This is a genomic window from Streptomyces tsukubensis (assembly GCF_003932715.1).
Taxonomy (GTDB): domain Bacteria; phylum Actinomycetota; class Actinomycetes; order Streptomycetales; family Streptomycetaceae; genus Streptomyces; species Streptomyces tsukubensis.
On record NZ_CP020700.1, the window covers coordinates 6,742,257 to 6,763,054 of the forward strand.

Consider the following 20,798-nt stretch of genomic DNA (forward strand, 5'->3'; position numbering starts at 1 on the left):
GCGCCGGGACCGCGGGGTCAGCCGGTGAGCTGCTCGTACGCCGGAACCGTGAGGAAGTCCTCGTACCGTTCGTCCAGCGCCACCTTCAGCAGCAGGTCGTGGGCCTGCTGCCAGTGGCCCGCCGTGAACGTCTCCGCGCCCAGCTCGGCCCGGATCGCGGCCAGCTCCTCCGCGGCCACCCGGCGGGCCAGCTCCGGCGTGGCCCGCTCGCCGTTCTCGAAGACCACGCCCGCGTTGATCCACTGCCAGATCTGGGAGCGCGAGATCTCCGCGGTGGCCGCGTCCTCCATGAGGTTGAAGATGGCGACGGCGCCCAGACCGCGCAGCCAGGCCTCGATGTAGCGGATGCCGACCTGGACCGCGTTGCGCAGCCCGTCGTACGTCGGGCGGGCGTCCAGCGAGTCGATCGCGATCAGATCCCCGGCGGCCACCGACACGTCCTCGCGCAGCCTGTCCCTCTGGTTCGGCCGGTCGCCGAGGACGGCGTCGAAGGAGGCCATGGCGATCGGCACCAGATCGGGGTGGGCGACCCAGGAGCCGTCGAAGCCGTCCGCCGCCTCCCGGTCCTTGTCCGCCTTCACCTTCTCGAACGCGACCCGGTTCACCTCGGGGTCGCGCCGCGACGGGATGAAGGCGGCCATGCCGCCGATCGCGTGCGCACCGCGACGGTGGCAGGTGCGGACGAGGAGTTCGGTGTAGGCGCGCATGAAGGGCGCGGTCATGGTGACCGCGTTCCGGTCGGGGAGGACGAACTTCGCACCGCCGTCCCGGAAGTTCTTCACGATGGAGAAGAGGTAGTCCCAGCGGCCCGCGTTGAGCCCGGACGCATGGTCGCGCAGCTCGTAGAGGATCTCGTCCATCTCGTAGGCGGCGGTGATCGTCTCGATGAGGACGGTGGCGCGGATCGTGCCGTGCGGGATGCCCGTGTACTCCTGGGCGAAGACGAAGACGTCGTTCCAGAGGCGCGCCTCCAGATGCGATTCGGTCTTCGGGAGGTAGAAGTACGGGCCCTTGCCCAGCTCCAGCAGGCGCCGGGCGTTGTGGAAGAAGTAGAGGCCGAAGTCGACGAGGGCGCCGGGGATCGCGGTGCCGTCGGCCGCCCGCAGATGGCGCTCCGTCAGATGCCAGCCGCGGGGCCGCATCACGACCGTCGCCAGCTCCTCGTCCGGCTTCAGGGCGTACGACTTCCCGGTCCGCTCGTCCGTGAAGTCGATCCGGCGCCGGTAGGCGTCCATCAGATTGAGCTGGCCGAGGACCACGTTCTCCCAGGTGGGTGCCGAGGCGTCCTCGAAGTCCGCCAGCCAGATCCGGGCCCCCGAATTCAGCGCGTTGACCGTCATCCGGCGGTCGGTGGGGCCGGTGATCTCCACCCGGCGGTCCTCCAGGGCCGGGGGAGCGGGGGCCACCCGCCAGGAATCGTCCGCCCGGATCGCCGCGGTCCCGGGAAGGAAGTCGAGGGTGGAGGTACGGGCGATCTCGGCCCGGCGCTCGGCGCGGCGGGCGAGCAGCTCGTCCCGGCGCGGGGTGAAGCGCCGGTGCAGCTCCGCCACGAAGGCGAGCGCGGCCTCCGTCAGCACCTCCTCCTGACGCGGCAGGGGGGCGGCTTCGACGACGGCCGGCGAGGACGGCGCTGGTGCGGACATGGTGGTCACTTCCTTCAGCGGGCGGTGCGTGGCAGGAGTCGTCCGGAAGACGAGCAGTGATCAAAATGGATAGTAGTTTCCTCATTGTGGAACTACAAGGTGTGTTGATATCGAGAAACCCCGGCCCCTGCTGCCACTCCACCCGCGGTCACTGCACTTGGGGTCGCTTTCCTCGCGGTCACTCCAGCCGGTCGAGGTCCGCCACGGTGTCGATGTCGTACGGCTCCGCCACATCACCGCACTCCACCAGCGTCAGCTCCGCCGTATGCGCCCGCAGATACGCCCGCGCGCCCCGGTCCCCGGCCGCGGTTCTCGCGATCTCCGGCCAGCGGTCCGCCCCGAACAGCACGGGGTGGCCCCGCTCGCCCCCGTACGCCGCCGACACCAGGGCGTCCCGCGCGCCGGCCCTTGCCGCCACGACCCGGCGGACCGCGGCCGCCCCGATACCCGGCTGGTCCACCAGTACGACCACCACCGCAACGGCCCCGCCCGCCGCGAGGGAGTCCAGACCGGCCCGCAACGACGACCCCATGCCCCCGGCCCAGTCCGGGTTCTCCACCGGCACACCGTCCGTCAGATCCGCCTCGGCGCGCACCTGTTCGGCCGCGGCGCCCAGCACCACGTGCACCGGCCCGCAGCCGCCCGAGCGCAGCGCCGACAGCGCGTGCTCCACCAGCGGGCGCCCCCGGTGGTGCAGCAGCGCCTTCGGCCGGCCGCCCAGCCGCCGTCCCCCGCCCGCCGCCAGCACCAGCCCCGCGACCACGGGCACCCCCGCCGCCCCACCCGCCCCGTCCGGCCTGTCCGTCCCGTCCGTCCCGTGCACCCGCATCCCCTTTACGCTCCGTCCGTCACCTGTGGGCCGAATCGGGCCACCTGGTGGAGTGAACCCCGCTACGTCCGGAAATCCGGCCCCGGCGTACTCCCCGGGCGCGACTTCCGACTGTCCGCCGGTCAACTCCAGCCATGTCGATGTGGTCACCTACCAGCGGAAATCACCCCATTCGGCCCCGGTGGGCCATGGATGATCTCCGTCATCACCTGGATGTACGCGAGGGAGCCCGTCCAGCCCGCATCCTGAAAACGGCCTGAATCATGCCTGCATCCGGGCTGATTTCCGTCCGCGGAGTGGCGCACACCACCTCGGATGCCGTTAACTGACCCGCAACTCTGGGTGGTTGAGTGTCGACTGAGAGTCGTCGATGCGCCCGGTGGGCGGCGAGGGGGGTGTGGTCTGTTGCGGAGCGTGGGGCAGACGCGTGTGACGGACAGCGGTGAGGACCCGAGGGTGACCGGGCTCCGTGCCGCGGTCTCCCGGCTCCGCCGGGAACTGGCGGCACACCCCGGCCGGTTCTCCGACCGGGAAGTCGCCGAGGATGAACTGGCCGTACTGGCGGAGATGGCGGCCCGGGGCGATCCGGACATCGCCCGGATGCGCCGCGCCCTGCTGCTGATCGCCGGGGCCATCGGCTCGGTCAGCGCACTGGCGCCCGGGGTGCTGGCGGTCCGCAACGCCGTGGACATGTTCGGGGAGGTCCCCCGGCAGCGCTGAGGCTCCGTTCCCGGCCCCGTTCCTGGTTCCCTGGATGCCGCACCGGCCCGCACCCGGCTGCGGTGGCGGGGTGCCCCGCCCGGTCCTAGCGTGGATCGGCAGGGGGTCCCACACACAAGCGATATGAAGGTGCGGACATGGCCGACAAGCCGACGATCGTTCTGGTGCACGGTTTCTGGGGCGGTGCCGCCCACTGGAACAAGGCGATCCTCGAACTCAAGAGCCGGGGCTACGACAAGCTCCATGCGGTGGAGAACCCGCTGACGTCCCTCGCCGAGGATGCCGAGCGCACCCGCAAGATGGTCAAGCAGGTCGACGGGCCCGTGGTCCTGGTGGGCCACTCGTACGGCGGCGCGGTCATCACCGAAGCGGGCGATCTGCCCAATGTCACCGGACTGGTCTACATCGCGGCCTTCGCGCCCGACGCGGGCGAGAGCCCCGGCCAGATCAGCCAGGAGCACCCGCCCGCCGCGTTCGAGAACCTCGTCCCGGACTCCGACGGCTATCTCTGGGTCAAGCAGGACAAGTACCACTGGAGCTTCGGCCAGGACCTGGCCGAGGACGAGGCGTACACCATGGCCGTCACCCAGAAGGCACCCCTGGCCTCCACCTTCGGCGACAACATCACCGCACCGGCCTGGCGGAACAAGCCCGTCTGGTACCAGGTGTCCACCGAGGACCGCATGATCGACCCGGACAACGAGCGCCGGATGGCCGCCCGGATGAACCCGCGCAAGGTCATCGAGCTCGACGCCAGCCATGCATCGCTGGCCTCGCAGCCGAAGGCGGTCGTGGATCTGATCGACGAGGCCGCGAGCGCCTGAGCCGGTCCGGCGTTACGGCGGTACGGCGGTACGGCTCCGAGGGGCGGACCCGTGGTGAACGGGTCCGCCCCTCGGAGCTGCCGTGCGCCCGGGGCCCTTGCGCCGCGGGTCCCCGCAGGGCTCCCGGGCCTCCCGAGCTGCTCCGGGTCGGCGGAGTCAGTGGCCCCCGGTGTTCGCCAGTGCGGCCGACAGATCGCGGGCCACCTCCTGGAGGACCGGCACGATCTTCTCCGTCGCCGCCTCCGTCACCCGCCCCGCGGGGCCCGAGATGGAGATGGCCGCCGCCGTGGGGGAGTCGGGCACCGGCACCGCGAGGCACCGGACGCCGATCTCCTGCTCGTTGTCGTCGACCGCGTATCCGGTACGGCGGACCTGCTCCAGCGCGGCGAGGAAACCCTCCGGAGTGGTGATCGTCTTCTCCGTCGCGGCCGGCATCCCGGTCCGTGCCAGCAGCGCCCGTACCTCCTCCGCCGGGCAGTCCGCGAGCAGAGCCTTGCCGACCCCCGTGGAATGCGGCAGCACCCGCCGCCCCACCTCGGTGAACATCCGCATCGAGTGCTTCGACGGAACCTGCGCCACGTACACGATCTCGTCCCCGTCGAGCAGCGCCATGTTCGCGGTCTCGCCCGTCTCCTCCACCAGCCTCGCCAGATAGGGGCGGGCCCAGGTGCCGAGCAGCCGCGCGGACGATTCGCCGAGCCGGATCAGACGGGGGCCGAGCGCATAGCGGCGGTTGGGCTGCTGACGGACGTATCCGCAGGCCACAAGCGTGCGCATCAACCGGTGAATCGTGGGCAGCGGCAGCCCGCTGCTGCCGGAAAGCTCACTCAGCCCGACCTCGCCCCCGGCGTCGGCCATGCGTTCGAGCAGATCGAAGGCGCGCTCCAGGGACTGCACGCCCCCGCCGTTCGACGGTTTGGCGGCGTCGGTGGAGCGGGCGCTGGCGCTGGACGTCGGCACGGGCGGCGGTCCTTTCGAGCGGACGGGCAAGAGTGCAGCCTACCGGTCGGCCGCCGTCGGCACACCGCCGCCGTACCGGAATCCCCGCCGGTCAGGGGGTGTTGACGCCGATGCGCCGAGCCCGCCGGACGGTCGGCGGGCAGAACACCGGCCCCACACTCTCTTCTGCATCACGAGATTCTGCTTCCATTTTGCGGAAACGTCCAACCCTTGACTGCTTCGGTCGCCGTGATGAAGATGCCCTCAGCAGGAATTCAACAAAACGTTGAACTCTCCGGATGGGGTGACCGATGGCGGATACGGCGACGGAACCTGAAGCCCGGCTGGCGATACGGTCGACCCGGGTGGTGACCCCGGACGGCACCCGGCCCGCCCTGATCACCGTCCGCGGCGGCCGGATCGACGCGGTCCTGCCGTACGACACCGCCCCACCGCCCGGCTGTCCGCTGGAAGACGCCGGCGACGACGCCGTACTGCCGGGCCTGGTCGACACCCATGTCCATGTGAACGACCCGGGGCGCACCGAATGGGAGGGCTTCCGGTCCGCGACCCGCGCCGCGGCCGCGGGCGGTATCACCACCCTGCTCGACATGCCGCTGAACTCCCTGCCCCCGACCACCACCGTCGGACACCTCCGCGTCAAACAGGCGGTCGCCGGGCCCGCGGCCCATGTCGACACCGGCTTCTGGGGCGGCGCGATACCCGGCAACACCGACGAACTGCGCCCCCTGCACGACGCCGGGGTGTTCGGCTTCAAATGCTTCCTCTCGCCCTCCGGCGTCGAGGAGTTCCCCCCTCTCGACCGGGAACACCTGGCCCGCGCCATGGAACGGATCGCGGGCTTCGGCGGACTGCTGATCGTGCACGCGGAGGACCCCCGGCATCTGACCGCGGAACCGTCCGGCGGCCGGTACGCCGACTTCCTCGCCTCCCGCCCCCGGGACGCCGAGAACGCGGCCGTCGAAACCCTCGTCTCCCTCGCCCGGGAGCTGGACGCCCGCGTCCACGTACTGCATCTGTCGTCCGCCGGTGCGCTGCCGCTGATCGCACGCGCCAAAGCCGACGGCATACGGATCACCGCCGAGACCTGCCCGCACTTCCTCACCCTCACCGCCGAAGAGGTCCCCGACGGGGCCACCGAATTCAAGTGCTGCCCGCCCATCAGGGAAGCGGCCAACCAGGACGCCCTCTGGGCCGGGCTCGCCGACGGCACCATCGACTGCATCGTCTCCGACCACTCGCCGTGCACCCAGAACCTCAAAACCCCCGACTTCGGCTCCGCCTGGGGCGGGATCTCCTCCCTCCAGCTCGGGCTGCCCGCCGTCTGGACCGAAGCCCGGCGCCGGGGCCACCGCCTCGACGACATCGCCCGCTGGATGTCCGCGGGCCCCGCCCGGCTCGCCGGGCTCGGCCGCAAGGGCGCCGTCGAACCGGGCCGCGACGCCGACTTCGCGATCGTCGCGGACGACGAGACCTTCACCGTCGACCCGGTCCGGCTCCACCACCGCAACCGGGTGACCGCCTACGCGGGCCGGACCCTCACCGGAACCGTCCGCTCGACCTGGCTGCGGGGAGTGCGCATCGCGACGGACGGAACCCCGGCCGGACCCACCGGCCGCCTCCTCGAAAGGAACAACTGAACATGCCCCCGACCGAATCCCCCTCCGCGGCCCCTGCTTCCACCACCCCGGCTGTTCCCGCTCCCACCACCCCGCTGGTGTTCACCGGTGACGCCCGCCCCTACGGCGGCGGCGACCCCTACGCCGACTACCGGACCGCCGACTTCCCCTTCAGCCACCTCGTCGACCTCGCCGACCGGCGACTCGGCGCGGCCGTGATCGCCGCCAACGACGAGTTCTTCGCCGAACGCGAGAACCTGCTGACCCCCGCGCCCGCCGTGTTCGACCCCGAACACTTCGGCCACAAGGGCAAGGTCATGGACGGCTGGGAGACCCGCCGGCGACGCGGCGCGTCCGCCCGCACCCCGCACCCCGCCGACGACGACCACGACTGGGCCCTGGTCCGCCTCGGCGCCCCCGGTATCGTCCGGGGCATCGTCGTCGACACCGCCCACTTCCGCGGCAACTACCCCCGCTCGGTGTCGGTCCAGGCCACTTCCGTACCCGGCAGCCCCTCGCCCGACGACCTCCTCGCGGACGACGTCGAATGGACCACCCTCGTCCCCCGTACCTCCGTCGGCGGGCACGCAGCCAACGGCTTCACCGTCGCCGCCGGACAGCGCTTCACCCATCTCCGGCTCAACCAGCACCCCGACGGCGGGATCGCCCGGCTGCGGGTCCACGGCGACGTCGTCCCCGACCCCGCCTGGCTGGCCGCCCTCGGCACCTTCGACCTGGCCGCCCTGGAGAACGGCGGCCGGGTCGAGGACGCCTCCGACCGCTTCTACTCACCCGCCACCAACACCATCATGCCCGGCCGCTCCCGGAAGATGGACGACGGCTGGGAGACCCGCCGCCGCCGCGACCACGGCAACGACTGGATCCGCTACCGCCTCGTCGAACAGGCCGAGATCCGCGCGATGGAGATCGACACCGCCTGTCTCAAGGGCAACAGCGCGGGCTGGGCCGCCGTCTCGGTCCGGGACACGGCGCCGCACACCGGACCGGCCCGGACCACCGGCGAGAACAGCGGCGAGAAGACCGGCAGCGGATCGGACGGAGACACCGCCGCGGGTACGCACGGCGGCGAGTGGACCGAGATCCTGCCCCGCACCCGCCTCCAGCCGGACACCAACCACCGCTTCCTCCTCGACGCCCCCGTCACGGCCCGCGAGGTCCGGATCGACATCTACCCCGACGGCGGCATCTCCCGCCTCCGCCTCTTCGGCTCACTCACCCCCGAGGCCGGCGCCCGCCTCGCCGCACGCCACCGCGAACCCCGCAGCTGATCACCCGGAACCGCCCCGGAAGTCCCGCCCCCGCCCCCTGCCACCCCGTCAACGGGAGCGGGACTCCCCGATCATCACCATGACGAAGCCGACCACACCGATGACCACATTCGTGAGGAGCGCGTGCTCCCGCAGCAGGCCCACGTTCTCCGTGAGCGACTCGGTCACACCCAGAAAGCGGAACCAGCCCGTCAGCTCCCGGATCACCCCGGCCAGCCCGAGGACCAGCACCACCCCGCCCACGGACTCCAGAATCTTCTTCATACGACCGATGCTGGCGGCCCGCGCCCCCTCGGCGCGTCCGCCGTCGGCACCTGTCCGTCTGCCGAAGGTCTCGTTCTCCCCGACTTTGGTAGCGGCCCTCCGCCAACCGGCGGCGGGACTCGTGCCGGCTGCGTAACGTGGTCCCATGACCCGTACGGAATACTCCTGGCTCCTGCCTTCGGCCATGGCGGCGGACCCGGATCTGTACGACCCCGAACCGGCGGGCGAACGGCCCGTCCGCACCAACGCCCGCGGCCGGATCCGGCGCACCGTGCGCGACTGGGTCGTCGATCTGCTCTTCTTCCTCTTCGCCGCCCTGATGGCGATGATCGTCATCGACCAGAGCCACCAGTTCAACGGGAACCAGGCCGTCGTCCGCTTCGACGAGATCGTCGGCCTGCTGAGCTGCTGCGCCGTCTGGCTGCGCCGCCGCTGGCCCGTCCAGCTCGCCCTCGGCCTCGCCCTGGTCGGCATCTTCTCCCCGGCCGTCGCCGGAGCCCTGGTCGTCGCCGTCTTCAGCCTCGCCGTCCACCGGCCCTTCAAAGCCGTCGCGATCGCCGGCCCGATCATGATCGCCTTCGGGGTGGTCCAGCCCTTCGTCCGCCCCGACCCGACCACATCCGTCCTCGCCTCCGTCATCGCCGGACTGGTCGTCCTGCTGCTGGCGCTCGGCTGGGGCATGCTGATCCGCTCCCAGCGGCAGCTGTACGTCGCCCTGCGCGAACGCGCCCACCGGGCCGAGACCGAGGCCGAGCTCCGGGCCGAACAGGCACAGCGGCTGGCCCGCGAGGCCATCGCCCGCGAGATGCACGACGTCCTCGCCCACCGGCTCACCCTGCTCAGCGTGCACGCCGGCGCCCTGGAATTCCGGCCCGGCGCACCCCCGGCCGAGATAGCCCGGGCCGCCGGGGTGATCCGCGACAGCGCCCACGACGCCCTCCAGGACCTGCGCCAGATCATCGGCGTGCTGCGCGCCCCCGGCGACGGCCCCGAGGACCGCCCGCAGCCGACGCTGGCCACCCTCGACGCCCTGGTCGAGGAGTCCCGCGAGGCCGGGATGGCGGTCGTCCTCGACAACCGCGTCCAGGACCCCGACCGGGTGCCCGCGGTCCTCGGCCGTACCGTCTACCGCATCGCCCAGGAGGGACTGACCAACGCCCGTAAACACGCCCCCGGCGCCGAGGTCACCGTCGCCGTCACCGGCGCCCCCGGCACGGGCGTCGTCGTCGCCGTCGACAATCCGGCGCCCTCCGGGCCCGTCGGAGCCGTCCCCGGTTCCGGGCAGGGGCTGATCGGCCTCACCGAACGCGCCACCCTCGCGGGCGGCAGTCTGGAACACGGAGCGACGGGCGACGGCGGATTCCATGTCAGGGCCTGGCTACCGTGGGCCGCATGACCATCCGACTCCTCGTCGTCGACGACGATCCCCTCGTCCGTGCCGGACTCTCCCTGATGCTCGGCGGCGCCGACGACCTGCTGATCGTCGGCGAGGCCGCGGACGGATCCGAGGTCCCCACCCTGGTCGAACGGCTCGCCCCCGACGTCGTCCTGATGGACATCCGGATGCCCGACGTCGACGGGCTGCGCGCCACCGAGGAGCTCCGCCGCAGGCCCGGCGCCCCCGAGGTCGTCGTCCTCACCACCTTCCACGCCGACGAGCAGGTGCTGCGGGCGCTGCGGGCCGGCGCCGCCGGATTCGTCCTCAAGGACACCCCGCCCGCCGAGATCGTCGAGGCGGTCCGCCGGGTCGCGGGCGGCGAGCCCGTACTGTCGCCCGCCGTCACCCGCCGGCTGATCGACCACGTCGCCGCCCAGGCGCCGGGGCCGGGCGGCGATCCGCGCCGGGACGCGGCGCTCGCCGGAATCGCCCTGCTCGCGGGGCGGGAGCGGGAGGTCGCCGTCGGTATCGGCCGCGGCCGGTCCAACGCCGAGATCGCGAGGACCCTCTATATGAGCGTCCCCACGGTCAAGACCCACGTCTCGCGGATCCTGGCCAAACTGGGCTTCAACAACCGTGTCCAGATCGCGCTCCTCGCCCATGACGCGGGACTGCTCGACGGGGACGGGCCGGGCCCGGCGACGTAGCCTGAGCCCATGGGGACCATCGACCTGAGCGACTGGCACGGTTTCACCGAGAACCCTTACCCGTACTACGCGGCGGCGCGCGAACAGGGACCCGTCCACCGGGTCCACGGCACGGAAGGGACGTTCTGGCTGATCGTCGGCCACGAGGAGGCCCGCGCCGCCCTCACCGACGAACGGCTCGTCAAATCACCCCTGACGGTGGGCTTCTCCTCCCTCGAAGGGCGGATCATCGGCCCCAACCTGCTGGAAGTCGACCCGCCCGACCACACCAGACTCCGGAAACTGGTGGCCCGGGAGTTCACCATGCGCCGGGTGGAGCAACTCGCCCCCCGTATCGAGGAGATCACCGGCGAACTGCTCGACGCCATGGTCCCCGCCGGCCGCGCCGATCTGATCGGCGCCTTCGCCTTCCCGCTGCCCATCATCGTCATCTGCGAACTGCTGGGGGTGCCGCCGGGCGACCGCGACTCCTTCCGGATCTGGTCCCACAGCATCGTGGCCCCCGAGGACCAGTCCGAGGTGGAGCCCGCGCTGATCGCCCTGGGCACCTATCTCGACGAGCTGATCGAGACCAAACGCCGGCAGGGCTCCACCGGAGACCTGCTCTCCGATCTGATCCGCGCCCGCGACGAATCCGACGACCGGCTCTCCGCGCCCGAACTGCGCGCCCTCGGCTTTCTGCTGCTGATCGCCGGCCATGAGACCACCGTCAATCTGATCGGCAACGGGGTACGGGCGCTGCTCGCCCATCCCGGCCAACTGGCCGCCCTGCGGGCCGACCCGGGCCTCCTCGACGGCGCCGTCGAGGAGATGCTCCGGTACGACGGCCCGGTGGAGACCTCGACCCTCCGCTACAGCGCCGAGGACGTCCCGGTCGGCGGCACCGTGATTCCGGCGGGCGATGTCGTCCTCGTCGGACTGGGCGCGGCCGACCGGGACCCGGCCCGCTTCCCCGACGCCGACACCTTCGACATCCGCCGCGACACCCGGGGCCATCTCGCCTTCGGCCACGGCGTCCACTTCTGCGTCGGCGCCCCGCTGGCCAGGCTGGAGGCCAGGATCGCGCTGACGGCCCTGCTCGACCGCTGCCCCGGACTGGCGGCCGACCCCGCGGGCGGCCCGCCGGAATGGCTGCCGGGACTGCTGATGCGCGGTACCCGCACGCTCCCCGTCCGCTGGTAGGTCCGTCCGCCGGTCACCGACGGACCGGCGCCCGACGGACCGTGCGCCGCCCGGCCCGGGCAACGGCTGAACAGCTGGGGCCGCCGCACCGGCCGTCCGGGCCGCCGGACGGGCTCAGGCCGCTGCACCTGCCGTCCGCGCTCGGCACTCGCCCCGGGCGGGCCCTGCCCGGGCAACTCGGGCTGCACCGGCCGTCCGGGCCAGGTCGCCGGGTGTACGGGCCCGGTCCGTGCACCGGCCGTCCGGGCACGGCACTCGCCCCCGGCGGGCCGTGCCCGGGCATCTCGGGCTGCACCGGCCGTCCGGGCCGGGTCGCCGGGTGTACGGGCCCGGTCCGTGCACCGGCCGTCCGGGCACGGCACCCGGCCCGGGCGGACCCGGGCGGGCGGTGCGCCAGGCCCGGCTCGGTCCCGCGTACCCGCCGGGAGGGCTCAGGCGCCGCCCGGGATCTCGGCGAGAGCCACCCGGCGCCGCTCGCGCCGTGACAGCTCGCACGCCTCCGCGATCCGCAGCGCCTCCAGCGCCTCGCGGCCGTCGCACGGGTTGGCGATCTCGCCCCGGACCAGCTTCAGGAAGGCGTCCAGCTCCCTTTCGTACGCGGGGGCGAACCGCTCCAGGAACCCCGGCCAGGTCCGCGCCGGACGCTCCGGCCCCCCGGGTTCCACCGAGACCAGCGGCGTCCGGTCGTCGAGACCCACCGTGATCTGGTCCAGATGGCCCGCCAGCTCCATCCGCACGTCGTACCCGGCGCCGTTGAACCGGGTGGCGGTCGCCGTCGCCACCGTCCCGTCGTCGAGAGTGAGCACCACCCCCGCCGTGTGCACGTCCCCCGCCTCCTCGAACACCCCCGCCTCGTGGGGCGTCCGCGGATCCCTGCTCTCCCCGACGGCGTACACCTCGTCGACCTCCCGTCCGGTCACCCACCGGATCGCGTCGAAGTCATGGACCAGACAGTCCCGGTACAGCCCGCCGGAGAGCGGCAGATAGCCCGCGGGCGGCGGCGCGGGGTCCGCGGTCACCGCCCGGACGGTGTGCAGGGTGCCCAGCACCCCCGAGCCCACCATGAGCCTGGCCGCCCCGAAGCCGGTGTCGAAACGCCGCATGAAGCCGATCTGGAGCTCGGTGCCCGCCGCCGCGACCTCGGCCAGGGCCCGTTCCGTGCCCGCCACGTCCAGGGCGATCGGCTTCTCGCAGAAGACCGGCAGCCCGCCCCTCGCCGCGCGTCCGATCAGCTCCGCGTGGGACGCCGTCGCCGAGGCGATCACCACGGCGTCCACACCCGCGGCAAAGACCTCTTCGGGCTCCGCGACCGACTCCGCTCCCAGCCGCTCGGCCCTCAGCCGCTCGGCCACCGCGGCCGCCCGGACCGGGACCGCATCCGCCAGGACCAGGGAGTCCACGTCCGGATGGCGGCCGAGGACCGCCGAATGGAAAGTGCCGATACGTCCCGTACCGATGAGTCCGATGCGCATGCGCCCAAAATGAAGCTCCCCGGCGGACGCTGTCAAGACTTTGTCCTGACAACCGGACTTCACGACTTCCCGTCAACATAAGACCCGATTACGCTCGGCCCGTGCCCAAGCAGCCCAGACCAGAGCCGGACCCGTCCCGGTCGCTCCCGCTGAGTGTGGACCGCACCAGCCCGGTCCCGCTGTACTTCCAGCTGGCCCAGCAGCTGGAGTCCGCCATCGAGCGGGGGGCGCTCACCCCCGGCAGCCTGCTCGGCAACGAAATCGAGCTGGCCGGGCGGCTCGGGCTGTCCCGCCCCACCGTCCGCCAGGCCATCCAGTCCCTCGTCGACAAGGGCCTGCTGGTCCGCCGCCGGGGCGTCGGCACCCAGGTCGTCCACAGCCAGGTCAAACGGCCCCTGGAGCTGAGCAGCCTCTACGACGACCTGGAAGCGGCCGGGCAGCGTCCGGCCACCGTCGTCCTGCGCAACACCACGACGGCGGCGACCGACCGGGTCGCGGCCGCCCTCGGGGTCGCCGAGGGCACCGAAGTCCACTCCGTCGAGCGGCTGCGCTACGCCCACGGGGAGCCGATGGCCCTGCTCACCAACTATCTGCCGGCCGGACTGCTCGCCCTGGACACCCCGCCGCTGGAGAGCACGGGCCTCTACCGGCTGATGCGGGCCGCCGGGATCACCCTGCACAGCGCCCGCCAGACGGTCGGCGCCCGGGCTGCCACCGGTATCGAGGCCCTGCGGCTGACGGAGCAGCCCGGCGCACCCGTGCTGACCATGGAGCGCACCACCTTCGACGACACCGGACGGGCGGTCGAGTACGGCGCCCATATCTACCGCGCCTCCCGCTACTCCTTCGAGTTCCAGCTCCTCGTCCGCCCCTGACCCTCGACCCCTGACCCTCTGACCGCTGCCCCTCTGCCCGCTGCCCCGGCCGCCCGAGACCCCCGCAGATCCAAAGGTCGGCCGCGTAAGAATGTTCGGACAAAGTCTTGACGGGGTCTCGTGGCAGCCGTAGAAACTCACCCAGCCGCAACCGGGCGGCCGGGAGGGAAGGCGGATCCACCATGCGCAGGCACCGCACGGCACCAGCCCCGCTCGCCACGGGCACCCCTGCGAGACCGGCGTCCCGGGGGCCCCTGGACGTCCCCGGCGTACCCGATGCCCACCCTCCGACCTGCCGTGACCCATACTTGGGCGGCTGGGGCACGACATTTCGCCCCGCTGCCGCGCCACCGGGCGCGGTGGTCCCGAGGGCGAGCGGTACGGCAAGAAGGGCACGGCGTCGTGGCTAGGGCAAGGACAGGGGTACGCGCGGTCGGCGCGCTGCTGGCGGCGGTGCTCGGCGCTTCCCTGGTGGGATGCAGCAGCACCGGCGGCAAGCGCGCCGCGGACGCCCGCAAGGCCCAGGCCGAGGCGGTGGGGAAGGCCGCGGTCTCCACGCCCCGCTGGACCTTCGCCATGGTCACCCACTCGGGCGAGGGCGACACGTTCTGGGACATCGTCCAGAAGGGCGCCAAGGAGGCGTCCGCCAAGGACAACATCAACTTCCTCTACTCCAAGAGCGACGAGGGCCAGCAGCAGGCCCAGCTGGTCCAGGCCGCCATCGACAAGAAGGTCGACGGCCTGATCGTCACCCTCGCCAAGCCCGACGCCATGAAGGACGTGGTGAAGAAGGCCGTCGCCGCCGGTATCCCGGTGATCACGATCAACTCGGGATCCGCCCAGTCCAAGGAGTACGGCGCCCTGACCCATATCGGGCAGGACGAGACCGTCGCGGGCGAGGCCGTCGGCACCGAGCTGAACCAGCGCGGGAAGAAGAAGGCCGTCTGCGTCCTCCACGAGCAGGGCAACGTCGGCCACGAGCAGCGCTGCTCCGGGGCGGCGAAGACCTTCGAAGGCGAGATGCAGAACCTGTACGTCGACGGCACCAACATGCCCGACGTCCAGGCGTCCATCGAGGCCAAGCTCCAGACCGACAAGGCGATCGACGCGGTCGTCACCCTGGGCGCCCCGTTCGCGGACACCGCGGTCCGCGCCAAGGAGACGGCCCGCAGCAAGGCCGAGATCGACACCTTCGACCTCAATCCGAAGGTCGCCGCCGGGCTGAAGTCCGGCGCCCTCGGCTTCGCCGTCGACCAGCAGCCCTACCTCCAGGGGTACGAAGCGGTCGACCTGCTCTGGCTCTACCGGTACAACGCCGACATGCTCGGCGGCGGCCTGCCCGTGCTCACCGGGCCGCAGATCGTCACCCAGGACCAGGCGGCGCAGCTGGAGGACTACACGAAGCGGGGAACCCGATGAGCTCGACCGCACCGCCACCGGTGGACCTCGGCAAGGGGTCCGCCGGGGACGAACGGCTGCTGGCGGTCTCCCCGCTGCGCAAGCTGCTGGGCCGGCCCGAGCTGGGGTCGGTCGTCGGCGCGGTCGCCGTCTTCGTCTTCTTCTCGGTCGTCGCCGACGACTTCCTCCAGACGTCGAGCCTCTCGACCGTGCTCTACGCGGCTTCCACCATCGGGATCATGGCCGTCCCGGTCGCGCTGCTGATGATCGGCGGCGAGTTCGACCTCTCCGCGGGCGTCCTCGTCACCACCTCCGCGCTGGTGTCGTCGATGTTCAGCTACCAGATGACCGCGAACGTCTGGGTCGGCGTCTTCGTCTCCCTGCTGGTCACCCTGGCGGTCGGCGCCTTCAACGGGATGCTGCTGACCCTGACGAAGCTGCCGAGCTTCATCATCACGCTCGGTACGTTCCTGATGCTGACCGGGCTGAACCTCGGCTTCACCAAGCTGATCACCGGCCGGGTCTCGACCGACTCCATCAGCGATATGCAGGGCTTCGACTCGGCGAAGAAGCTCTTCGCCTCCGAGCTGGTCATCGGGGACGTCACTCTGAAGGTGACCGTCCTGTGGTGGTTCGGGCTGGTCGCCGTCGCCACCTGGATCCTGCTGCGGACCCGCTTCGGCAACTGGATCTACGCGGTGGGCGGCAACCCGGACGCGGCCCGCGCGGTGGGCGTCCCCGTCGTCCGGACCAGGATCGGCCTCTATCTGGGCGTCGCCTTCGCCGCCTGGATCTCCGGCCAGCACCTGCTCTTCTCGTACGACGTGGTGCAGTCGGGCGAGGGCGTCGGCAATGAGCTGATCTACATCATCGCGGCCGTCATCGGCGGCTGTCTGATCACCGGCGGCTACGGCTCCGCGATCGGCTCCGCGGTCGGTGCCCTCATCTTCGGCATGACCAGCAAGGGCATCGTCTACGCGGAATGGAACCCCGACTGGTTCAAGTTCTTCCTCGGGGCGATGCTGCTTCTCGCCGCCCTGCTGAACGCATGGGTACGCAAACGGGCGGAGGCCACACGATGACGGAGCCCCGACAGGAGCCGGAGCACGAGCCGGACCACGAGCCGGAGCCGGAGCCGGGAACCACGACGCACTCGGACCGGCCTCCGCTGGTCGCTCTGGACCGGGTCAGCAAGTACTACGGCAACATCCGGGCGCTGGAGGGCGTCTCCCTGGAGGTCCACGCCGGGGAGATCACCTGTGTCCTCGGCGACAACGGCGCCGGGAAGTCCACCCTCATCAAGATCATCGCGGGTCTGCACCAGCACGACTCCGGCACGTTCTCCCTCGACGGCGAGGAGACCCGGCTCGCCAATCCGCGGGACGCCCTGGACCGGGGCATCGCCACCGTCTACCAGGATCTGGCCGTGGTGCCGCTGATGCCGGTCTGGCGGAACTTCTTCCTCGGCTCCGAGCCGGTGAAGGGCAGCGGTCCGCTGCGCCGGCTCGACGTGCAGAAGATGCGCGAGACCACCCGGGCCGAACTGCTGCGGATGGGCATCGACCTCCGCGACGTCGACCAGCCGATCGGCACCCTCTCCGGCGGTGAACGGCAGTGCGTGGCGATCGCCCGCGCGGTCCACTTCGGCGCCAAGGTCCTCGTCCTCGACGAGCCGACCGCGGCCCTCGGCGTCAAGCAGTCCGGGGTCGTCCTCAAGTATGTGGCGGCGGCGCGCGACGCGGGCCTCGGGGTGGTCCTGATCACCCACAACCCGCACCACGCCTACCTCGTCGGGGACCGGTTCGTCCTGCTGAAGCGGGGCACGATGACGGCGAGCCACACCCGCGAGTCGGTGACGCTCGACGAACTGACCCGGCAGATGGCCGGAGGCTCCGAGCTGGACGACCTCCGCCACGAGCTGGAACGCGCCACGCCCGGCGCCTGAGCCCCTCCCCGGGATCCGGACCGGGCCCGGACACGCGGGGGGTGTGCCCCGCGCGGGCGGCGCCGGGCCCCGCGCACCGGACCCTCCGGCCGGTCCGGCGCCCCCGGCCCCGTACCGGCCAGGGCCCCGGTGAGCGGGGTCCGTACGGGACGCCGTGAAAGAATCACCGCGCGGGGAGACCCGCTGCAGCACCCGACCCCTTGACTCCGAGCACCCGCAGGGACATGAGCACCTACCGCGACTTCGCGCACCGCGGCTCCGCCCGCGCCACCGTCCTGCGTACCGTCGGGACCCGCGAGCGCCGCTCGCACCTGACCGCGCCCCGGGTCCCCACGGTCGGGATCGACATCGGCGGTACGAAGGTGATGGCGGGCGTCGTCGATGCGGACGGCGTCATCCTGGAGAAGATCCGTACCGAGACCCCGGACAAGTCCAAGAGCCCGAAGGTCGTCGAGGACGTCATCTGCGAGCTGGTCCTCGATCTGTCCGACCGGCACGATGTGCACGCGGTCGGCATCGGCGCCGCGGGCTGGGTCGACGCCGATCGGTCCACGGTGCTCTTCGCCCCCCATCTGGCCTGGCGCAACGAGCCGCTGCGGGACGCGCTCTCCGCCCGCCTCGCCGTGCCCGTCCTGGTCGACAACGACGCCAACACCGCCGCCTGGGCCGAGTGGCGGTTCGGTGCGGGCCGCGGCGAGGATCACCTGGTGATGATCACGCTCGGGACCGGGATCGGCGGCGCGATCCTGGAGGACGGGCAGGTCAAGCGGGGCAAGTACGGGGTGGCCGGCGAGTTCGGGCATATGCAGGTCGTACCGGCCGGGCACCGCTGCCCCTGCGGCAACCGCGGCTGCTGGGAGCAGTACAGCTCCGGCAATGCCCTGGTGCGGGAGGCCCGGGAGCTGGCGGCGGCCGACTCGCCCGTGGCGCACGTACTGATCGAACGGGTCGGCGGCGCGGTCGGGGACATCACCGGACCGCTGATCACCGAGCTGGCCCGCGAGGGCGACGCGATGTGCGTGGAGCTGCTGGAGGACATCGGCCGCTGGCTGGGCGTCGGCATCGCCAATCTCGCCGCCGCCCTCGACCCCTCGTGCTTCGTCATCGGCGGCGGGGTGAGCGCGGCCGACGATCTGCTGATCGGACCCGCCAGGGACGCCTTCCGCCGCCAGCTGACCGGCCGCGGCTACCGGCCCGAGGCGCGGATCGTCAAGGCCCAGCTCGGTCCCGAGGCCGGGATGGTCGGCGCGGCCGACCTCGCCCGGCTGGTCGCCCGCCGCTTCCGCCGGGCCAACCGCCGCCGGGTCGAGCGCTACGAACGCTACGAGCGGTACGCACAGGCGCTGCGGAACCCCGGTGCGGGCCGTCCGTCCCGGGAGACCTGAACCTTCTCCGTACGGCCCCGATGATCGTGTTCCGGCCGCCGCCGGGGCGGTGTGTCGGAGGCGAACCGTAGACTTCAGGTCCGTACACCCACCAGGAACAGCAGTCATGAGCGTCGTACCCAGACCGGCCCCGCCGCCGGACGAGACCGCCTTCCGGCCCCCCGAGGGCCGGCGCCATATGATCATCAGGCGTGCCCTGACGCTGGCGGTCATTCTGCTGCTGATCGGGATCCCGGCCGGATATCTCGTGGTCTCCGCGGAGCAGAGCCGGGCCAGCGGCCGGGACAAGGCGGCGGAGTCCTCGTCGACGGGGCTGCGGGACGCCTGGCCGTCCCAGATGAAGCGGCGGATCTTCGAGGTGCCGATCCCGCGCGGTTCCGAGCGGGTCGCCTACTACGAGACCAGCAACTGGCGGACCAGCAGGCTGTTCGTGCAGTTCACCACGACCCCCGCGGGCCTCGACGAATTCCTCGGCGCCATCGGCGCCGACCGGGCGGCCCTCCAGCCCGGGGTCCCGGCGATCAGCGCCAAGGACGCCGCGACGGTCGGCTGGAACTTCACCCCGGGGGAGCGGGCCTGGTCCGGCCTGGTCCACCCGAGGGCCGCCCCCCGGCCCGGCCAGCACATCGTCGTCGACGAGACGCTGGTCTTCGCCCCCCGGGTGTACGTGGTGTCCGCCACCACGCCGTGATGGCACCCCCGCCGGGCCACCCTCCGGGGTGAGTTGAGGGGGCCCGCCCACCCCGCGGCCGCCCGGTCACTACGGTGGACCGGGTGAGTGAGACGCAGACGCCCGAACAGAGCCCTGAGCCCAGCGCCGAGGAGAGCCCCGGACAGAGCCCTGAGTCCGACGCCGGACCGGGCCCCGAACAGAGTCCCGGACCGGGCCCCGAACAGAGTCCCGGGCCGGTCCCCGAGCAGAGTTCCGCCCCGGGCCCCGACCCGAGCCCCGAGCAGGATGCCGGGCCGAGTTCCGACCCGAGTTCCGACCCGAGTCCCGAGCCGAGTGCCGGGCAGGCAGTGCCCGCCCTCCTCCAGTACCGGATCGACGGACCCGACGACGCGCCCGTCCTCGTCCTCGGCCCGTCCCTGGGGGCGACCTGGCATATGTGGGACCGGCAGGTCGCCGATCTGTCCGCCGAGTGGCGGGTGGTCCGCTACGACCTGCCGGGCCACGGCGGAGCCCCCGCCGAACCCGCGGAATCGGTCGCCGACCTCGCCGACCGGCTGCTGGCCACCCTCGACGCCATCGGCGTCCAGCGCTTCGGCTACGCGGGCTGCTCCATCGGCGGCGCGGTCGGCCTCGACCTGGCGCTGCGCCGCCCTGACCGGGTCGGTTCGCTGGCGCTGGTCGCCGCCTCGCCCCGGTTCGGCACGGCCGACGAATTCCGCGGGCGCGGGGTGATCGTCCGGACCAACGGCCTCGAACCGGTCGCCCTGGCCGCCCCGGCCGCCTGGTTCACCGACGCCTTCGCCGCGGCCCAGCCCGCGATCGTCGACTGGGCCGTCCAGATGGTCCGTACCACCGACCCCGCCTGCTACATCGCCGCCTGCGAGGCGCTCGCGACCTTCGACGTCCGCGCCGAACTGGGCCGGGTCGCCGTCCCGGCGCTCGTCCTGGTGGGCGCCGAGGACCAGGTGACCGGACCCGCCGAGGCCCGGACCCTGGTCGCCGGGATACCGGACGCCCGGCTCGCGCTGGTGCCGGGGGCCGGCCATCTCGCCCCGGTGGAACAGCCGGCGGCCGTCACCGATCTGCTGGTCCAGCACTTCTCGGCCGCCCCGCAGGACACCCTCACGGCCATCCCCCTCCAGGCCCAGCCCATCGCTTCGGCGGCTCCGGCCGCACCCTCGGCAGCCCCGGAGGCATCCACCGGGTCCACAGCGCCCGCCGCGGTCGCCGGGGCACCGGAGCCCGAGGGCCGCCCCGATCCGTACGAACCGGGAATAAAGACCCGCCGGGAGGTCCTCGGGGACGCCTATGTGGACGCGGCCACCGCCGGTGACGAGCACTTCACGGCGGAGTTCCAGGAACTGGTCACCCGCTACGCCTGGGGCGAGGTCTGGAACCGCGAGGGCCTCGACCGGCGCACCCGCAGCGCCGTGACGATGACGGCGCTGGTCGCCGGGGGACGGCTGGAGGAGCTGGCGGTCCATGTCAGGGCCGCGCTCCGCAACGGGCTCACCCCCGACGAAATCAAGGAGATCCTCATCCACACGGCCGTGTACTGCGGAGTTCCGGCCGCGAACGCCGCCTTCGGTGTCGCCCGTACCGTTGTACGGGAGGAGACCACGCCCCGCTCGTAGC

19 protein-coding genes are annotated in these 20,798 nt (G+C 72.2%); 14 read left to right on the plus strand and 5 right to left on the minus strand.

Features of this window, described 5'->3' with window-relative positions:
- Nucleotides 1-17 precede the first annotated feature (17 nt).
- Together aceB and B7R87_RS28015 are read right to left on the minus strand one after the other, a co-directional pair.
- On the minus strand, nt 18-1,643 hold the full coding sequence (gene aceB / locus B7R87_RS28010; protein WP_040913513.1) for a malate synthase A: 1,626 nt from the start codon (nt 1,641-1,643) through the stop codon (nt 18-20).
- Nucleotides 1,644-1,821: 178 nt separating this feature from the next.
- The gene (locus B7R87_RS28015; RefSeq protein ID WP_130584711.1) at nt 1,822-2,472 is read right to left on the minus strand and encodes a nucleotidyltransferase family protein; all 651 of its coding nucleotides are present in this window, start codon (nt 2,470-2,472) and stop codon (nt 1,822-1,824) included.
- 402 nt (nt 2,473-2,874) lie between these two features.
- Here B7R87_RS28015 and B7R87_RS28020 point away from each other — a divergent pair, with 402 nt between their 5' ends.
- Both B7R87_RS28020 and B7R87_RS28025 read left to right on the plus strand, forming a co-directional pair.
- On the plus strand, nt 2,875-3,192 hold the full coding sequence (locus B7R87_RS28020; protein ID WP_045852781.1) for a DUF5955 family protein: 318 nt from the start codon (nt 2,875-2,877) through the stop codon (nt 3,190-3,192).
- A 137-nt stretch (nt 3,193-3,329) separates the two neighbouring features.
- Entirely contained in the window at nt 3,330-4,016 is a 687-nt protein-coding gene (locus B7R87_RS28025) for an alpha/beta hydrolase (protein ID WP_006345649.1), read from the plus strand.
- A gap of 156 nt (nt 4,017-4,172) precedes the next feature.
- Here the strand turns inward: B7R87_RS28025 and B7R87_RS28030 are convergent, their stop codons facing one another.
- Nucleotides 4,173-4,976 carry an IclR family transcriptional regulator gene (locus B7R87_RS28030; RefSeq protein WP_006345648.1) on the minus strand — a complete coding sequence of 268 codons (804 nt, stop codon included), beginning with the start codon at nt 4,974-4,976 and terminating at the stop codon, nt 4,173-4,175.
- A 290-nt stretch (nt 4,977-5,266) separates the two neighbouring features.
- Between B7R87_RS28030 and allB the strand changes: the two genes are divergently transcribed.
- Both allB and alc read left to right on the plus strand, forming a co-directional pair.
- Nucleotides 5,267-6,616 carry an allantoinase AllB gene (gene allB / locus B7R87_RS28035; RefSeq protein WP_006345647.1) on the plus strand — a complete coding sequence of 450 codons (1,350 nt, stop codon included), beginning with the start codon at nt 5,267-5,269 and terminating at the stop codon, nt 6,614-6,616.
- 2 nt (nt 6,617-6,618) lie between these two features.
- On the plus strand, nt 6,619-7,884 hold the full coding sequence (gene alc / locus B7R87_RS28040; RefSeq protein WP_006345646.1) for an allantoicase: 1,266 nt from the start codon (nt 6,619-6,621) through the stop codon (nt 7,882-7,884).
- 48 nt (nt 7,885-7,932) lie between these two features.
- On the opposite strand, the gene B7R87_RS28045 is transcribed toward alc, so the two are convergent.
- Nucleotides 7,933-8,148: a hypothetical protein gene (locus B7R87_RS28045; RefSeq protein ID WP_006345645.1), complete on the minus strand. Its 216-nt coding sequence runs from the start codon at nt 8,146-8,148 to the stop codon at nt 7,933-7,935.
- A 145-nt stretch (nt 8,149-8,293) separates the two neighbouring features.
- On the opposite strand from B7R87_RS28045, the gene B7R87_RS28050 reads away from it, so the two are divergent.
- Genes B7R87_RS28050 through B7R87_RS28060 form a run of 3 tightly spaced genes read left to right on the plus strand, consistent with a single transcriptional unit; the run spans nt 8,294 to nt 11,415 of the window.
- Nucleotides 8,294-9,544 carry a sensor histidine kinase gene (locus tag B7R87_RS28050; protein ID WP_006345644.1) on the plus strand — a complete coding sequence of 417 codons (1,251 nt, stop codon included), beginning with the start codon at nt 8,294-8,296 and terminating at the stop codon, nt 9,542-9,544.
- Entirely contained in the window at nt 9,532-10,233 is a 702-nt protein-coding gene (locus tag B7R87_RS28055) for a response regulator transcription factor (RefSeq protein ID WP_006345643.1), read from the plus strand. The genes B7R87_RS28050 and B7R87_RS28055 overlap by 13 nt, the downstream gene beginning before the upstream one ends.
- 9 nt (nt 10,234-10,242) lie before the next feature.
- Nucleotides 10,243-11,415, plus strand: a complete 1,173-nt coding sequence (locus tag B7R87_RS28060) for a cytochrome P450 family protein (RefSeq protein WP_006345642.1) — start codon at nt 10,243-10,245, stop codon at nt 11,413-11,415.
- Nucleotides 11,416-11,846: 431 nt separating this feature from the next.
- On the opposite strand, the gene B7R87_RS28065 is transcribed toward B7R87_RS28060, so the two are convergent.
- Nucleotides 11,847-12,887 (minus strand): Gfo/Idh/MocA family oxidoreductase, encoded by a 1,041-nt coding sequence (locus B7R87_RS28065; protein WP_006345641.1) that lies wholly within the window; start codon nt 12,885-12,887, stop codon nt 11,847-11,849.
- A gap of 101 nt (nt 12,888-12,988) precedes the next feature.
- On the opposite strand from B7R87_RS28065, the gene B7R87_RS28070 reads away from it, so the two are divergent.
- The 7 genes from B7R87_RS28070 (at nt 12,989) to pcaDC (ending at nt 20,797) form a co-directional block, all read left to right on the plus strand.
- On the plus strand, nt 12,989-13,762 hold the full coding sequence (locus tag B7R87_RS28070) for a GntR family transcriptional regulator (RefSeq protein ID WP_078902058.1): 774 nt from the start codon (nt 12,989-12,991) through the stop codon (nt 13,760-13,762).
- Between the two features lie 402 nt (nt 13,763-14,164).
- Complete coding sequence (locus B7R87_RS28075) at nt 14,165-15,181, plus strand: sugar ABC transporter substrate-binding protein (protein ID WP_040913495.1); 1,017 nt, start codon at nt 14,165-14,167, stop codon at nt 15,179-15,181.
- On the plus strand, nt 15,178-16,242 hold the full coding sequence (locus B7R87_RS28080; RefSeq protein WP_006345638.1) for an ABC transporter permease: 1,065 nt from the start codon (nt 15,178-15,180) through the stop codon (nt 16,240-16,242). Before B7R87_RS28075 ends, B7R87_RS28080 begins: the two co-directional genes overlap by 4 nt.
- A complete protein-coding gene (locus B7R87_RS28085) occupies nt 16,239-17,105 on the plus strand; it encodes an ATP-binding cassette domain-containing protein (protein WP_006345637.1) in 867 nt (288 codons plus the stop codon). Before B7R87_RS28080 ends, B7R87_RS28085 begins: the two co-directional genes overlap by 4 nt.
- Before the next feature lie 224 nt (nt 17,106-17,329).
- Nucleotides 17,330-18,490, plus strand: coding sequence for an ROK family glucokinase (locus B7R87_RS28090; protein WP_006345636.1), 1,161 nt, complete (start codon nt 17,330-17,332; stop codon nt 18,488-18,490).
- A 106-nt stretch (nt 18,491-18,596) separates the two neighbouring features.
- Complete coding sequence (locus B7R87_RS28095; protein WP_006345635.1) at nt 18,597-19,181, plus strand: hypothetical protein; 585 nt, start codon at nt 18,597-18,599, stop codon at nt 19,179-19,181.
- 329 nt (nt 19,182-19,510) lie between these two features.
- Nucleotides 19,511-20,797 carry a bifunctional 3-oxoadipate enol-lactonase/4-carboxymuconolactone decarboxylase PcaDC gene (pcaDC, locus tag B7R87_RS28100; RefSeq protein WP_006345634.1) on the plus strand — a complete coding sequence of 429 codons (1,287 nt, stop codon included), beginning with the start codon at nt 19,511-19,513 and terminating at the stop codon, nt 20,795-20,797.
- Nucleotide 20,798 lies beyond the last annotated feature (1 nt).

What these genes read in the sequence shown, in the direction of transcription:
- aceB (WP_040913513.1), bottom strand. Translation starts at nt 1,643, where the DNA reads ATGTCCGCACCAGCGCCGTCCTCGCCGGCCGTCGTCGAAGCCGCCCCC.
- B7R87_RS28015 (WP_130584711.1), bottom strand. Translation starts at nt 2,472, where the DNA reads ATGCGGGTGCACGGGACGGACGGGACGGACAGGCCGGACGGGGCGGGT.
- B7R87_RS28025 (WP_006345649.1), top strand. Translation starts at nt 3,330, where the DNA reads ATGGCCGACAAGCCGACGATCGTTCTGGTGCACGGTTTCTGGGGCGGT.
- allB (WP_006345647.1), top strand. Translation starts at nt 5,267, where the DNA reads ATGGCGGATACGGCGACGGAACCTGAAGCCCGGCTGGCGATACGGTCG.
- alc (WP_006345646.1), top strand. Translation starts at nt 6,619, where the DNA reads ATGCCCCCGACCGAATCCCCCTCCGCGGCCCCTGCTTCCACCACCCCG.
- B7R87_RS28045 (WP_006345645.1), bottom strand. Translation starts at nt 8,148, where the DNA reads ATGAAGAAGATTCTGGAGTCCGTGGGCGGGGTGGTGCTGGTCCTCGGG.
- B7R87_RS28050 (WP_006345644.1), top strand. Translation starts at nt 8,294, where the DNA reads ATGACCCGTACGGAATACTCCTGGCTCCTGCCTTCGGCCATGGCGGCG.
- B7R87_RS28060 (WP_006345642.1), top strand. Translation starts at nt 10,243, where the DNA reads ATGGGGACCATCGACCTGAGCGACTGGCACGGTTTCACCGAGAACCCT.
- B7R87_RS28065 (WP_006345641.1), bottom strand. Translation starts at nt 12,887, where the DNA reads ATGCGCATCGGACTCATCGGTACGGGACGTATCGGCACTTTCCATTCG.
- B7R87_RS28080 (WP_006345638.1), top strand. Translation starts at nt 15,178, where the DNA reads ATGAGCTCGACCGCACCGCCACCGGTGGACCTCGGCAAGGGGTCCGCC.
- B7R87_RS28085 (WP_006345637.1), top strand. Translation starts at nt 16,239, where the DNA reads ATGACGGAGCCCCGACAGGAGCCGGAGCACGAGCCGGACCACGAGCCG.
- B7R87_RS28090 (WP_006345636.1), top strand. Translation starts at nt 17,330, where the DNA reads ATGAGCACCTACCGCGACTTCGCGCACCGCGGCTCCGCCCGCGCCACC.
- B7R87_RS28095 (WP_006345635.1), top strand. Translation starts at nt 18,597, where the DNA reads ATGAGCGTCGTACCCAGACCGGCCCCGCCGCCGGACGAGACCGCCTTC.